This window comes from Deltaproteobacteria bacterium (assembly GCA_020848745.1).
Lineage (GTDB): Bacteria > Desulfobacterota > Binatia > UTPRO1 > UTPRO1 > UTPRO1.
The window spans coordinates 1-14,007 of the sequence record JADLHM010000048.1; the positions used below are offsets into that span (position 1 = coordinate 1).

Sequence of the window (14,007 nt, forward strand, 5' to 3'; positions counted from 1 at the left end):
CTCCCCGTTGGCCCCCCGGACGTCACCCTCGCGAAATTCCTCCGCCGGCGACTCTTCCGACCCCCAGCACCCGTCCGCCTTCGCGACGCGGCGTAGCCGCCGTCGCGCGAACCCGGCACTGTCGAGTTAATAGAAATTTTCCCGTTATCGGCCGTTCACGTTCGTACCGCCGTTCGCCACAGCGGGCACCCGCGCTCGAGCGCACCGAGATCGGGGCTCGCACCGGTGAAGGTGTCGTCGCTGTGTAGTCGAGCTACCATCCCCAGAGGCTCCTGCAGGGTTGCGCGATCGTCGTGTCCTTCCGCAAGTGCGCCACGATGCGCGCCGCAGTCGCGGCATCGAAGTCCCTGCCATAGGTTCGCTCGAAGAGGCGGACTCGCATCGCGGCCGACCGATCGGTACCGGCCGCGTCGCCGAGGCCGGCGCGCATCAGCGCGCGCGCGGTGTCGAACATGGCGCACCCCATCTTCAGCCGCTCGCCCGCCGGGCGCTCCATCAGGAGCCGTCTTTGCAGGCTCGCCATCGCGGGACTCGTGTCGGTCACGGTCGCACCTCAGCAAGCAGGTCGGTGACGGTCAAGTCGGCGGCCCAACGTTCGAGGTACCGCCAATCGAGATCCGGCACGCACGCGATCAGGTTTCGGACGTCGCGTAGCTGCACTTCGGAATGGCTGGGCTTCGCCCACGCTAGCTTGGACAGCACGAGGTCCTCGGGCGCCACCACGTGGATGACGTGGCCCCCGACGGTGAGCGCCCGGCGCCGCCCGAACTCGACGAGACGGTAGGGGGTGTTCTTCCGCAGGAGGAAGTCGACCTTGATCACCGTGGGAGTGTGAATCAGGTTGAAACTGCCTTCATGGTCGAGCGCGTGACGGATCATCTCCCGGTCACAATAGAAGTCGTCGGCGAAGGCGGCGACGATCGCGTCGACGTCGGCAGCTCGGATCGCGACCACGATGTCGATGTCGCGCGTCATGCGTGGCTCGGCGTACACGTTCATGGCGATCGAGCCGCTCACCATGGAGGGGATGCTGAGGGCATCCAGGCGATCCACGACGAGGATCAGGAGATCGAGCTCTTCGCTCACGCCTCAGCCGCGATGTGCACGTGGGGGCTCGATGCCTGCATACGGAGGCTCATAGCGCGCGGCGCCGGGCGAGCCAATGCTGAGTCATGAGAGGGCAGCGCAAGCGAGCCGCTACGGCAGCCGTCGTAAGGAGGCGAGCTCCTCGAGCCAGTACGTAGCGAGCGCGTCCCAGGGGGTCCGGCGTCAGCACGTCGTCGGCCACGTAGACCATGCCGACGTTGCGCAAACGTGCGAAGTCGAGATCGGTCCCCTGAAGGCGTCGATCGCGCGCTTGAGGGCCGCGACGCTCATATGGGCGCCGCGCCGTAGTTGCCGTTGGGTGAGCAGGCCAAACCACCGCTCGACTTGATTAGGTCCAGCGCAAGGCTCCTCGAGTGCCAACGTGAGGACCTCGAAGCATTCGATGCCACACCGTCACCGGCAACGTCTTCTCGGGCGCCGTCCAGAGCCGCGTCGATCTCGCGGCAAGAAGATCATCCGCCTCCTCGCGAAGCGCATCGGCGTCCTTTTGATCTGGTCGGTGCAAGGGAGTAGATCGATCGTCGTGCTCACGCGCGGCCTCCCGATGCTGATGGTCGTCGTCGCGCTCGCGCTTTGGCGGTCGGAGCCGGTCCACGCGCAGCAGATTCCCGGCGACGCGAAGTGGTCGCTGGTGACGGACGCTCCCGCCTTCGGGCCGAGGGACTGCGCCGGTGCGCTCACCTTCAAAGGGCGCATGTGGCTCCTCGGAGGATGGAATCCCCACCAGGATCCGACGACCAACAGCGAGGTCTGGTCGTCCGCCGACGGCAGCGAGTGGCGCCTCGAAACCGTCGCGCCCTGGGAGGGTCGTCACTGCGGCGGCTACGCCGTGCACCGGGGCAAGATGTGGATCGTCGGCGGGGACAACAATCGCTACCACTACCAGAACGACGTCTGGTCGTCCGAGGACGGCGTCACCTGGACGCAGGTTGCGGCCGACGTTCCCTGGCGCGATCGCGTGACTCATCACGTCGTGGCGTTCGACGATCGCCTCTGGGTGCTCGGCGGACAGCAGATCACGTACTTCGATCCGACGGGGGGCGACGAGGTCTACGACGACGTCTGGTCGTCAGCGGATGGCGCGACCTGGACTCGCGTCCTCGAGCATGCGCCGTGGGCACCGCGCGGTCAGATCCTCGGCTCGGTCGTGTTCCAGGGGAGCATGTGGATCATCGGGGGCGGCACCTACAATGATCCGCGGCGCTACTATCGAGATGTGTGGCGCTCGCCGGACGGCGTGCACTGGAAGCGCGTCGGCGTCGCGCCGTGGGGAGCGCGCGAATACCACAACGTCGCCGTCTTCGATGATCGCCTATGGGTGCTCGGAGGCTACCGCGAAGGCAACCTCGACGACGTCTGGTCGTCGGCAGACGGCGTCCACTGGCGGCAGGCGCTGTCCATGACGCCCCCCGCGAACCTCGTCACGACCCCGTGGGGCGCCCGCCACGCCGGGAACGTGTTCGTCTTCGACGGCGCGCTCTGGATGGTCGCCGGCAGCATCCTCGACAGCACGCCGGTCGCCGACGCGTGGCGGCTCGATCCGGTCGCACCGCTCGGCTGCGATCCGAGCCCGCGCACGAATTGCGTCGCCGCCGGGGCGCGAGGGGCAGCGCTCGACCTCGCCGATCGCGTGCCGGATGCGTCCGATGCCGTGCGCTGGCGCTGGCGGGGCGGCCCGTCGTGGGTCGGCAACCCTCAGCTCGACACCGGTCTGGCGCTCTGTCTCTACCCATCCGGCGGAGCGCCGTTGCTCATCGGCGGTGCGCTGCCCGGAGGGCTCTGCGACGGCACACCCTGCTGGGAGGGCGCGCCGGGCGGCTTCCGCTACCTCGACCGGCAGACCTACGCCGCCGGAACGAAGAGCATGCGGCTGACCTCGAAGAATACGCACACGAAGGCGCTGCTGCGTGGCGGCGGCGATGTCGTGCCGATGCCGGCGCTGGCGACGATCGCGCTTCCGTTCACGGTCCAACTCCAGGGCACGACCGACGTGTGCTGGGAGGCACGGTTCTCCGAGGCCCGGCGTCATACGGCGGCGCAGCTGACGGCGATCAGCGACTGAAGCGCAGGCTTTGCGATTACGCTCGCGGCCTTTCTGGCGATCCTCGCGGTCGCCGCATCCTGTAGCGAGTGCCGGCCAAGTGCACCACCGCGATGAACGACGCGGCAGCTGTGGCAGACGGCCGTAGAGATCCGGAACGTGCGATAGCGGGTCTCGGCCGTTCACGTTTGTACCGCCGTTCGCTACAGCTCCCGCCAGTGGTCGAGCACGACGTCCGCTTCGCCGGGAGCGCCCCCCGCAGCACGGCCTCGGCGCGCTCGTCGATCGCGGCGACGAGTAGATAGGCAGCCCTGCCCGTCTCTCCACGCGGGCGGGGCGACATGACCGCCGAAGTCGGACGTTCGGACGTCTACTGCCGTTTGCCACAGCGCCCGGCCTACTGCGGGGCGCCCTTCTTCATCACCTCGACGTCGATCGTGACCGCGATCTCGTCGCCGACGAGCACGCCGCCGCCGTCGAGCGCCTTGTTGAAGACGATGCCGAAGTCGCGGCGGTTGAGCTTCGTCGTCGCCTGCGCGCCGATGCGGGTGTTGCCCCACGGGTCCCTGGTCGGCGGGGTGACGTTCGTGACGTCGAGCACGACCGGCTTGGTGACGCCGTGGAGCGTGAGATCGCCGCCGAGCTTCCAGCCCTCGCCCGCCTTCTCGACCTTCGTCGACTTGAAGGTGATGGTCGGGAACTTGGCGGTGTCGAGGAAGTCCGGGCCCCGCAGGTGCTCATCGCGCTTCTCGTTCCGCGTGTCGATCGACGTGGCGTCGATGGTGGCCTCGACGGTCGCGGCGGTGGGATTCGCGGCGGCGCCCGTCGCCCTGCCGGAGAGCCGGGTGAACTCGCCGCGCACGTTGCTGATCATCATGTGGCGGACCGAGAACTGCACCGAGGTGTGGGCGCCGTCCATCTCGTAGGTATCGGCGGCCCGGAGGGCGGCCGGAGCGACGAGCCCCACGACGAGAACAGCGGCGGCGAACAGTGCGCGATACGACATGCGAAACCTCCTCCTGGCGCGAAGTCCGGCGCTTCTAGCGTAAACCGCCGTACGAGTCAGCCCCGGCGAGCGGCGGTGTCGTCGGCCAGTGATGCTGTCCTCCCGACGAACGGCGGCGGCGCCGCCCCGAGCCCGGCCGCCTCGCCGGCGAGCTCGCGGCGGACCGCGGGCGACACCCCCGGGTGCGCGAGCGCGCGCGCGACGGCCTCGGCCGCGACCGGCGCGTCGGCGAAGCGCGCGGCGCGCGCGAGCTCGACGAGCGCGGCCGCCGGCGTCGCGACGTCGACCCGCGCGAGGGCCGTGCGCACGAGCTCGGCCGCCTCGGGGCCGTGCCCGGCATCGCCGAACGCGCACGCAAGCCGCGCCGCGAGCTCGGGCTCGGCCACGAGGTCCGCCACCGCCGCGTGGAGATCGCGCCAATGCGCGCGCGCGCTCTCCTCGTCGTGCGCGAGGAGCTCGGCGCGGATCACCCGCAGCAGGACCGGCGCCGCCTCGCGCGCCCGGCCGAGCATCTTGGCGAGGTCCCAGTAGACGAGGGCGGCGTCGTGATCGGCGGGCGTCCGCACGACGTGCGCCGCCAGGAGCCGCCACGCCTCGTCCCGGCGATCATGGGCGAGCGCCCGCTCGACCCGGCGGAGCACGGCGTGGTCGGCCCCGGTACCCGCCTCGGACGCGAGCACGCGCTCGAGCCCGAGCACCCGCACCGCGCCGGCGACGGCGGCGCCGATGAGGAAGCCGTCGACGTGCACCCAGTGCGCGACCCCGCCCCCGCCCGTACCCGGCGCGACCGCGTCCATCACCCACGCCCAGCCGAGCTCCCCGGCGCCCCAGATCGGGAGCACCACCCACGCAGGCACCGTGAAGCGCCGCACCACGAAGCCCCAGAGCCAGAGGATGCGGATGCGCGTCTGCGGATGGCGGACGAGCATCGCCCCGAGGACGCCCGCGACCGCGCCGGAGGCGCCGATCAGCGGGAGCGCGAGGTCGGGGTACTGCTGGACGAAGATCCAGGCCGACCCGACGCCGGCGAGCAGATAGAAGAGCGCGAAAGCGGGCCGCCCCCAGACGTCCTCGATCAACGGCGCGGACAGGTAGAGGAAGAGCATGTTGAAGGCGAGGTGCAGGACGTCGCCGTGCACGAAAAGGTGGGTGAGGTAGCGCGACGGCACGACCTCGCTCGGGATGAGGCCCTGGCGGCCGGCCGGTCCGTCGCGCAGCGCCGCGAGCCAGGCCCCGGTGAGCTCGTCGAGCTTCGCCTGACGCACGTCCTGGAGCGGCGTCGCCGCGTCGTTCGCCTCGAGGTGTGCGCGCAGCTCGGCCTGCACCTCGGGCTCCTCGGCGTCGATCGCGTGCTCGATCCAGCGCCGCAGGAGCGGATGCACCCGCAGCTCCGGGTGCTCGAACCAATAGCCGGCCGCCGCCTCGAAACGCTCGCTGACGAGCTCGGGATCGCCCCCCGGTCTGGGCGGCGCGGCGGCGAAGACGACCGCGCAGATCGCCATGATCGCGAAGGTCACGATCGGCCATCGCCGCAGACCATCGACGTCGTGTCCGACCGGGATGAACATCGGGTCGCGCCCGCGTCGTCTATCGACAGGATCGCGCCCGTTCTGAAGCCGCGGATGCCACGCGAATGCGCACGGCAGCCGCCGCGGCGCGCTCAGCCGATGCCGTGCAGCTCGTCCTTGTAGCCGCGCTCGAGGAGTATCTTCACCGCGTCCTTCAAGGGGCGACCGCGGTGCAGGACCTCGTGGACGTTCTCGGTGATGGGCATCTCGACACCAAGCTTGCGGGCGAGCGCCGTCGCCGCCGCCGACGTCGAATAGCCCTCCGCGACCGAGCGCTGGCTCGCGAGGTAGGCCTTCGGGTCGACGCCGAGCGCGAGCTGCTTCCCGAGCGTCCGGTTGCGCGAGAGGTCGCCGGCACAGGTGAGCACCAGGTCACCGACGCCGGAGAGGCCGAGGAACGTCAGGGGATTGGCGCCGAGCGCGACCCCGAGCCGCGTCATCTCGGCGAGGCCGCGCGTGATGACGGCGGCGCGCGCGTTGTCGCCGAACCCGAGGCCGTCGCAGGCGCCGGTCGCGACGGCGAGCACGTTCTTGATCGCGCCGCCGACCTGCACGCCCGTCGGGTCGGCGCTCGCGTAGCTGCGGAAGGTCGGCGCGTGGATCAGATCCTGGACCGCGCGCGCCGCGCTGATGTCCTCGGACGCGACGACGACGTTGGTCGGGAGGCCGCGGGCCACCTCCTTGGCGAAGCTCGGACCGGAGAGGAAGACGAGCCGCTCCTCGACCTCGGGCGCCGTCTCGATCACGACCTCCGACATGAGCTTCAGGCTGCCTTCCTCGATGCCCTTGGTCGCGACGACGAGGATCGTCTCGCGGCCGAGCGTCGGCGCCACCTTCGTGACGACCGAGCGCAGGTGCGACGACGGCGGCACCAGGATCACGACCTCGGCGCCGGCGACGGCGGCATCGACGTCCGCGGTCGCGTCGAGGCGCTCCGGAAGCGGCAGCCCCGGCAGGTAGATCGAGTTGCTGTGCCGCGTGCGGATCTCCTCGGCGACGTCGGGCTCGAGCGCCCACAGTGTCACCGCGTGTCCGAGCCGCGCCGCGTGAGCGGCGAGCGCCGTTCCCCACGCCCCCGAGCCGACGACCGCGAATTTCGCCATGCCGCCCCCTAACACACCCCGCGCCAAGCCGTCATGCGCGCGGCAGCCTCGACGTCGTCGCGCGGGGGCCGCGTCCGTGATACGGCCCCTCGCGCGATGACGTCCCGCGTCCTCTTTTTCGTCTTCGTCACCGTGCTCTTCGACATGGTGGGCTTCGGGATCGTCATCCCCCTCCTGCCCTTCTACGTGCGGTCGATGGGCGGCTCGGCCGAGGTCCTCGGCCTCCTGCTCGGCACGTTCGCGTTCATGCAGACGGTCGCCACGCCGCTCCTCGGCCGCCTCTCCGACCGCTTCGGCCGCCGCCCGGTCATCCTCGCGAGCCTGTTCGGCAACGGCGTCGCGATGGTGGTCTTCGCGGTCGCCGCCGAGCGGGGGTGGCTGCCCCTGCTCTTCCTCTCACGCATCCTCGCCGGCGCGACCGCCGGCAACCTCGCCGCCTGCCAGGCGGCGGTCGCCGACGTCACGTCGGGCCCCGAGCGCGCCGCCGGCATGGGCCGCATCGGCGCCGGCATCGGCCTCGGGCTCGTGATCGGCCCCGTGCTCGGCGGCGCCATCAGCCGTCTGCACCCGAACGCGCCGCCGCTCGCGGCCGCGCTCCTCGCGTTCGCCGACCTGGTGGGCGCGTACTTCCTGATGCCCGAGACGCGGCAGGCCACCCCCGCCGCCGCGGAAGGGGGTCCGCCGCACCGCTCCCTCCGCCACGTCCTCACGGAGGTGCCGATCCTCGCCGTCATGGCGATCTACTTCCTGACGTTCATCTGCATGACGAACGTGCAGGTGTCGCTGGCGCTCCTCGCCGACGCCCGCCTCGGCTGGACCGCGACCGAAGCGGGGCACCTCTTCGGCCTCTACGGCGTGATGGCGCTCCTCGTACAGGGGGGCGGCATCGGCAAGCTCTCGCGGCGCTTCCCGGCCGTGAACGTGCTGGTCGGCGGCACCATCGCGATCGGCCTCGGCATGGCCGCGATCGGCGCCGCGCATGCTCCGCTGCTGCTCATCGTCGGCGTCGCGCTCGCGGGCCTCGGCGCCGGCCTCACGAACCCGATGCTCGCGAGCCTCGCATCGCAGCACGCGGGCGCCGCGCAACAGGGCGCGATCCTCGGCCTCGCGCAATCGGCGGGCAGCGCCGCGCGCACCGTCGGACCGGTGTGGAGCGGCCTCCTCTTCACGCGGCTCGGCACCGGGGCGCCGTTCGCGTCGGGGTTCGTCGCCGCCGGATTGTCGCTCGCCGTCGCCATGCTGCTGCGCCGTCGGACGCTCGCCGCCCTCGCGGAAGACGTCGCGGTGGCGCCGTCGTGAGCGACGCGCGCCTCGCCTGGGAGGGCGGCACGGTCGCGGCCGCGTGGCTCGGCGAGCCGAGCGACACGCTCCTCGCGCTCACGCACGGCGCGGGCGGCACGTACGACACGCCGTCGCTGGTCGCCTACGCGCGGGCGATGGCGGGGCGCGGCATGCGGGTCGTGCGATTCAACCTCCCCTACGTCGAGGCCGGCAAGAAGACGCCCGGACCGCAGGCGCGCGACGAGCGCTGCTGGCGCGACGTCGCGGCCGCGCTCCGGCCGCGTGCCAAGCGTCTGCTGCTCGGCGGCCGTTCCTACGGCGGCCGCATGGCGACGCACGTCGCCGCCGCGGGCGTCGCCTGCGACGGGCTCGTGCTGCTCGCCTACCCGTGGCATCCGCCCGGGAAGCCCGACCGCCTGCGCGCTGCGCATCTCGAACGCATCATGGCGCCCCTGCTCTTCCTGCAGGGGACGCGCGATCCCTTCGCCGACCCGGCGGCCGTAACGCCCGCGCTCACGCAGCTCCCCGGCGCGACGCGCCACCGGATCGAAGGCGGCGACCACGGGCACAAGGTCGCGGGGCGGAGCGTCGCGGACGTCGCGACGGAGCTGGCCGACGCGACGGTGCAGTGGCTCGACGCGCAGGTGGGGCGCTGACGCGCGTGCGGCGGACGCTCGGGCTCGCGACGCTCGTCCTCGGCGTCGGCCTCGCCTGGGCGCTCTGGCCGGTCGCCGATCCCCGCTGGGCGATCGCCGTCGACGCGAGCGCGGCGCGCGCCGCCGAGCGCTTCCTGAGCGACGCGCGCCCCGCGGCGCCCGGCGAGCAGCCGAACGTGGTCGTGATCGTCGCCGACGACCTCGGGAAGTACGACACCTCGCTCTACGGCGCGGGTCCCGTCGCGACCCCCAACCTCGCGCGCCTCGCCGACGGCGGCGTCCGCTTCACCGCCGGCTACGTGACCTCGCCGGTGTGCTCGCCGTCGCGGGCCGCGCTCCTGACCGGCCGCTACGCGCAGCGCTTCGGCTTCGAGCTGCTCACCCACGACCGCTACCCGCGCAACCGGCTCGAGTGGTGGGTGGCGCGCACCTTCTTCTCGACCCACGGCTGGCACGCGCTCGCGCGACCCACCGCCCCGTCGCGCGCGGACATGGAGCGCCAGGGCATCCCCGCCGGTGAGATCACCCTCGCCCAGCTGCTGCGGGCCCGCGGCTATCGCACGGGGATCTTCGGGAAATGGCATCTCGGCTTCGGCCCCGGCATGCTTCCCGCCGCCAAGGGCTTCGAGACGCACTACGGCTTCTACGACGCCTTCAGCCTCTACGGCGACCCCGACGACCCGGATCTCGCCGCCGTCCGTCAACCCTACTTCGCCGACCGCTACCAGTGGTGGCGCGGGCGAAGCGGCGGAAGCGCCATCCGCCGGAACGGCACGATCGTCGACGAGCACGAGTACCTGACGGCGGCCATCGCGCGCGAGGCGTCCGCGTGGATCGTCGAGCAGCGGAACGCGCCGTTCTTCGCCTACGTGCCCTTCAACGCGCCGCACCACACGGCGCTCTTCTGGCGCGCCGGGGGCCACCAGGCCGTGCGCGCCGGCGGCTACAAGCTCATCCGCGACGACCGCACCGGCGCTCGCGCGCTCTACGACCTCGCCGAGGACCCCCGCGAGCGCACCGACCTCGCGGCTCGCGATCCCGAGCGGGCGGCGGCGCTCGCTCGTGTGCTCACCGGCTGGGAATCGACGCTGGCGCCGCCCCGCTGGCCTCCCGCCATGGAATACCGGTTCACCATCGGCGGGCAGCACTTCGTCTTCCCCCTGTAGAGCCGGCGCCGCCCGTTGACTTGGCGCGGGCCGCAAGCGCGGCGGGTGCGTCACCCGACGCCGCGTGCTACACCCGCCCGCCGATGCCGCCCGTGCGCAAAGTCCTGATCGCGAACCGCGGCGAGATCGCCGTCCGCATCATCCGCACCTGCCGCACGATGGGCATCCCGAGCGTCGCCGTCTACTCCGAGGCCGACGCCGACGCCCCGCACGTGTGCCTCGCCGACGCGGCGGTCGCGATCGGCCCGGCGCCGGCGCGCGAGAGCTACCTCGCGATCGAGAAGCTCCTCGCCGCGGCCGCCGCGAGCGGCGCCGACGCGATCCATCCCGGCTACGGCTTCCTCGCCGAGAACGCGCGCTTCGCCGCCGCGGTGCGGGACGCGGGCCTCACCTTCATCGGTCCGCCGCCGCAGGCGATCGCCACCATGGGCGACAAGGTCGCGGCGCGCGCGCTCATGGAGCGCGCCGGGGTGCCGGTCGTGGCCGCGACCCCCGTCCTCGCGCCCGAGCCGGCGGCGTTCGCGGCCGCGGCCGAGCGGCTCGGCTTCCCGGTCGTCATCAAGGCGGCCGCGGGCGGCGGCGGCAAGGGCATGCGCATCGTGCGGCGCACCGCTGAGCTCGCCGAGGCGGTCGCCGGGGCGGCGCGCGAGGCGACGGCGGCCTTCGGCGACGGCCGCATCTACCTCGAGCGCTACCTCGAGCGGCCGCGCCACGTCGAGGTGCAGGTGTTCGCCGACACGCACGGGGCGGTGGTGCACCTCGGCGAGCGCGAGTGCTCGATCCAGCGGCGGCACCAGAAGATCGTCGAGGAGTCGCCCTCGCCCGCCGTCGGCGCGGACCTCCGGGCCGCGATGACCGAAGCCGGCATCCGCGCCGCCGCCGCCGTCGACTACGTCGGCGCGGGCACCGTCGAGTTCCTGCTCGATCCCGAGGGCCGCTTCTACTTCCTCGAGATGAACACCCGGCTCCAGGTCGAGCACCCCGTGACCGAGTGGATCACCGGCCTCGACCTCGTGCGCGAGCAGATCCTGGTCGCGGGCGGCGCGCCCCTGTCCTTCGACGCGGTGGCGACGCGCGGTCACGCGATCGAGTGCCGGCTCTACTCCGAGGACCCGGCGCACGGCTTCCTGCCGGCGACCGGCACCGTCCACGTGCTCGGCGAGCCGAGCGGCGCGTGGGTGCGCTTCGATTCCGGCATCGCGGCCGGCAGCCGCGTCGGCGTCGACTACGACCCCCTCCTCGCCAAGCTCTCCACCTACGGCGCGACCCGCGAGGAGGCGCGGACCCGCATGCTCGCGGCGCTCCGGGAGACCGTGATCCTCGGAGTCGTCACCAATCGCGACTACCTCGCCGCGGTGGTCGCGCATCCGGCGTTCGCGGCCGGCGCGACCCACACCGGGTTTCTCGCCGAGCACTTCGCGGGCTGGACGCCGCCGGCAGGACCGGACCACGAGCTCGCCGCCGTGCTCGCCGCCCTCGCACTCGCGCGCCCGGCGGCGCGCCACGACGGCGACGCCGGCGCCGCGGCGTTCCCGAGCCCGTGGGAGAGCCTCGGCTCGTGGCGTCCGGGCGCGGAGCGGTGAGCGTCCACCGGACCGTCGTCGTCGACGGCCGCCCACACGTGGTCGAAGCGCACGGCCGGGACGACGCGCTCACCGCGCACGTCGACGACACGCCGCTCGCGCTCGCGGTCGCCCGCGACGGCGCGGCATGGCGCGTGACGGTCGGCGGCCGCACCGCCGCGGCGACGGTCGTCCGCGACCGCGACGTGGTGTGGGTTGCGCTCGACGCCGCGGTGTACCGCTGCGTCGCGGGCGACGACGCGCGCATCGGCGGCGCCGCCGGCGGCGTCCGCTCGCCGCGGGTCACGGCGCCGATGCCGGGCAAGGTGCTCGCCGTACGCGTCGTGACCGGCCAGCGGGTCGCGGCCGGCGACCCGCTCGGGGTGCTCGAAGCGATGAAGATGGAGACGATCGTGAGCGCCGAGGGGGAGGCGTCCGTGAAGGAGGTCCACGTCGTCGCGGGCACCACGATCGAGCCGGGCCAGGTGCTGCTGGTCCTCGAATTCGTCTGAGCGGAGGCCTCCGGACTCAGATATTGGCCAGTTCTCCGAAGTACTCGTGATCCTCGGCGAAGCCTCCCTGGCCTTCACCGACCGACCGGAGGTCCTCGACGAACTCGATGGCCCGGATCCACTTGACCATCTTGAATCCGAGCTGGTTCTCGACACGCAGCCGCAACGGCGCGCCGTGCGCCTCGGGCAAGGGGGCGCCGTTCATCTCGTACGCCAGCATGCTTTGCGGGTGCAGGACATCGGCGAGCGACAGGCTCTCGTAGTAGCGACCCAGCGGCTCGCCCGTGGAGAACTCCACGCCATCGCCGAACGAGTGGAAGACGACCCGCGTGGCCCGGGGGCGTGGGCAGGCCAGCCTGGTCAATTCCACGAGCGGCAGGCCCCCCCATTGCGCGATGCCGGACCACCCCTGGATGCAATGGTGCAGGGTGATCCGCGACCTTCCGCCGAGCGCCCTCAGATCATCCAGCGACAATTCCAAGGGATGTTCCACGAGGCCATGCACCCTCAGGCGATAGTCCCGGAAGCCGCCGGTCGCCAATACCCGCCACTCCGTGGAGGTGGGCATCCGGCCGTTGGTCCAGAAGTAGGGCGAGATCTCCTCGCGCGGGAACTCGGCGACCGGCGCAGGCTGGTCGAGCAGGCGGCGCATTACCGGGGTAACGACCACCTTGGCGACCTGTTGCACGAGCCGCGGCCGGTGCCAGGCCAGGCGATGCGCCAGGGCGTTCACCGCCACGATCACTGCCACCCCCGCGAGCCCGAGGTACACGCCGGCCAGGCGGCCGTCATCCGCGCCCACCACGATGTGATTCATGTTCCGGGCAAAGCCCGTGAGCGCCACCATCGTCACGTGGGCGACGACGAACAGGACGAATCCACACATGACCATGAAGTGCAGCGACCGGCCGACCTGCCGGTTCCCGGGCAGCCGGGGGTACCACGAGAATCGGTTGGTCAGCGCCGGCGACATGGACGGGCCGGTCAGGATGGCCAGCGGGGCAAGGATGAACACCACGCCGAAGTACGCCAGTTGCTGCAGGGCGTTGTAGCGATAGAAACCGTCCGGCTCAGGGGGCAGGTGCAACGTGGCGTAGTGGACCCAGGCGGCCCAGGCGTCGGGAACGACCTGCCACGACATCGGCACCAGGCGCCGCCACTGGCCGGTGGCGAAGAGCAGGACCACGAAGACGACGCCGTTCCCCACCCAGAACAGCACGCTCAGGAAGTGCCAGTGCCGCGCCATGCCGACGGTGTGCCGGTAGCCGGGCAGGCCGATCCATGGCGAGAGGTGCCGGGAGTCCTGCTTGGAGGTCCACGGCCGATCGGTCGGCACCCACACCGGCGTGAAGCGGGCCCACTCCGTCCCGGGCGTGCAGTGGACGCTCCAGTAGAGCCGCGGGTGGTCGGCGAGGATCTGGAGGCCGCTGCGGATGAGCAGGACGAGGAAAAGAAAGTTGACGTAGTGGGTGACGCGGAGCCAGGCGGGAAACCCCGACGGCTCGGCGCCGACCGGCTGGATCGCCGGCACCGCGGGCAGGCCGAAGAGGCCCCATTGCAGGTACGCCGCCGCCGTCGGGAGGAGGAACGGCAGCGTGAGGGCCAGCAGCGTCTTCCGCTGGATGCTCACGGGGCCCTACGGTGCCGCGCGCCGCCGTCTGGCGGCGAGCGGCCGTGCCCTCAGACGCATGGGGAACGCCCGGCGAACATGTAGGAACTCATCGATGACCTCCGGCGCCGCGGCCCGGCATAGCCGGGCGGCGGGATGTCTGGTGCTGCAGGGCGCGCACCATGACCACCACGATGGCGACATTCACGACCAGGATGACGGCGCCGAGCCACGTCGGGCGGCGGGAGAGCTCCAACAACTCGAGGGGTACATAGATGGCGCCACTCACGGCGCCCAGAACCTCGGCCCACACCCTTTCGTGGAACAAACCGTAGGCCTCCGCCAGACGCAAGACCGCATACCCGGCCGCGCCGAGCGCCAGCCAGACCAGGCCGC

General features: G+C 72.0%; 13 protein-coding genes. 6 read left to right on the forward strand and 7 right to left on the reverse strand.

The window, feature by feature from the left end:
* Positions 1–253 precede the first annotated feature (253 nt).
* Together IT293_06470 and IT293_06475 are read right to left on the reverse strand one after the other, a co-directional pair.
* On the reverse strand, positions 254–544 hold the full coding sequence (locus tag IT293_06470; protein MCC6764289.1) for a hypothetical protein: 291 nt from the start codon (positions 542–544) through the stop codon (positions 254–256).
* A complete protein-coding gene (locus IT293_06475) occupies positions 541–1,086 on the reverse strand; it encodes a hypothetical protein (GenBank protein ID MCC6764290.1) in 546 nt (181 codons plus the stop codon). Before IT293_06475 ends, IT293_06470 begins: the two co-directional genes overlap by 4 nt.
* A 403-nt stretch (positions 1,087–1,489) precedes the next feature.
* On the opposite strand from IT293_06475, the gene IT293_06480 reads away from it, so the two are divergent.
* Positions 1,490–3,169 carry a hypothetical protein gene (locus IT293_06480; protein ID MCC6764291.1) on the forward strand — a complete coding sequence of 560 codons (1,680 nt, stop codon included), beginning with the start codon at positions 1,490–1,492 and terminating at the stop codon, positions 3,167–3,169.
* 376 nt (positions 3,170–3,545) lie between these two features.
* On the opposite strand, the gene IT293_06485 is transcribed toward IT293_06480, so the two are convergent.
* The 3 genes from IT293_06485 to IT293_06495 all read right to left on the reverse strand — a co-directional run bounded on the left by IT293_06485 (position 3,546) and on the right by IT293_06495 (position 6,825).
* Complete coding sequence (locus IT293_06485) at positions 3,546–4,154, reverse strand: YceI family protein (GenBank protein ID MCC6764292.1); 609 nt, start codon at positions 4,152–4,154, stop codon at positions 3,546–3,548.
* 56 nt (positions 4,155–4,210) lie between these two features.
* Positions 4,211–5,722, reverse strand: coding sequence for a rhomboid family intramembrane serine protease (locus IT293_06490; protein ID MCC6764293.1), 1,512 nt, complete (start codon positions 5,720–5,722; stop codon positions 4,211–4,213).
* 92 nt (positions 5,723–5,814) lie between these two features.
* Positions 5,815–6,825 (reverse strand): NAD(P)-dependent glycerol-3-phosphate dehydrogenase, encoded by a 1,011-nt coding sequence (locus tag IT293_06495; GenBank protein MCC6764294.1) that lies wholly within the window; start codon positions 6,823–6,825, stop codon positions 5,815–5,817.
* Between the two features lie 33 nt (positions 6,826–6,858).
* Here IT293_06495 and IT293_06500 point away from each other — a divergent pair, with 33 nt between their 5' ends.
* From IT293_06500 to IT293_06520, 5 genes are all read left to right on the forward strand, one after another.
* Positions 6,859–8,124, forward strand: coding sequence for an MFS transporter (locus IT293_06500; protein MCC6764295.1), 1,266 nt, complete (start codon positions 6,859–6,861; stop codon positions 8,122–8,124).
* The gene (locus tag IT293_06505) at positions 8,121–8,762 is read left to right on the forward strand and encodes a dienelactone hydrolase (protein MCC6764296.1); all 642 of its coding nucleotides are present in this window, start codon (positions 8,121–8,123) and stop codon (positions 8,760–8,762) included. The genes IT293_06500 and IT293_06505 overlap by 4 nt, the downstream gene beginning before the upstream one ends.
* A 5-nt stretch (positions 8,763–8,767) precedes the next feature.
* On the forward strand, positions 8,768–9,928 hold the full coding sequence (locus IT293_06510) for a sulfatase-like hydrolase/transferase (protein MCC6764297.1): 1,161 nt from the start codon (positions 8,768–8,770) through the stop codon (positions 9,926–9,928).
* 83 nt (positions 9,929–10,011) lie between these two features.
* Positions 10,012–11,511: an ATP-grasp domain-containing protein gene (locus IT293_06515; protein ID MCC6764298.1), complete on the forward strand. Its 1,500-nt coding sequence runs from the start codon at positions 10,012–10,014 to the stop codon at positions 11,509–11,511.
* 293 nt (positions 11,512–11,804) lie between these two features.
* Positions 11,805–12,002 carry a hypothetical protein gene (locus IT293_06520; GenBank protein MCC6764299.1) on the forward strand — a complete coding sequence of 66 codons (198 nt, stop codon included), beginning with the start codon at positions 11,805–11,807 and terminating at the stop codon, positions 12,000–12,002.
* A 16-nt stretch (positions 12,003–12,018) separates the two neighbouring features.
* Here the strand turns inward: IT293_06520 and IT293_06525 are convergent, their stop codons facing one another.
* Together IT293_06525 and IT293_06530 are read right to left on the reverse strand one after the other, a co-directional pair.
* Entirely contained in the window at positions 12,019–13,632 is a 1,614-nt protein-coding gene (locus IT293_06525; protein ID MCC6764300.1) for a molybdopterin-dependent oxidoreductase, read from the reverse strand.
* A gap of 88 nt (positions 13,633–13,720) precedes the next feature.
* Positions 13,721–14,007: DUF2127 domain-containing protein (locus IT293_06530; GenBank protein ID MCC6764301.1), on the reverse strand; the 287-nt coding region annotated here is incomplete at its 5' end.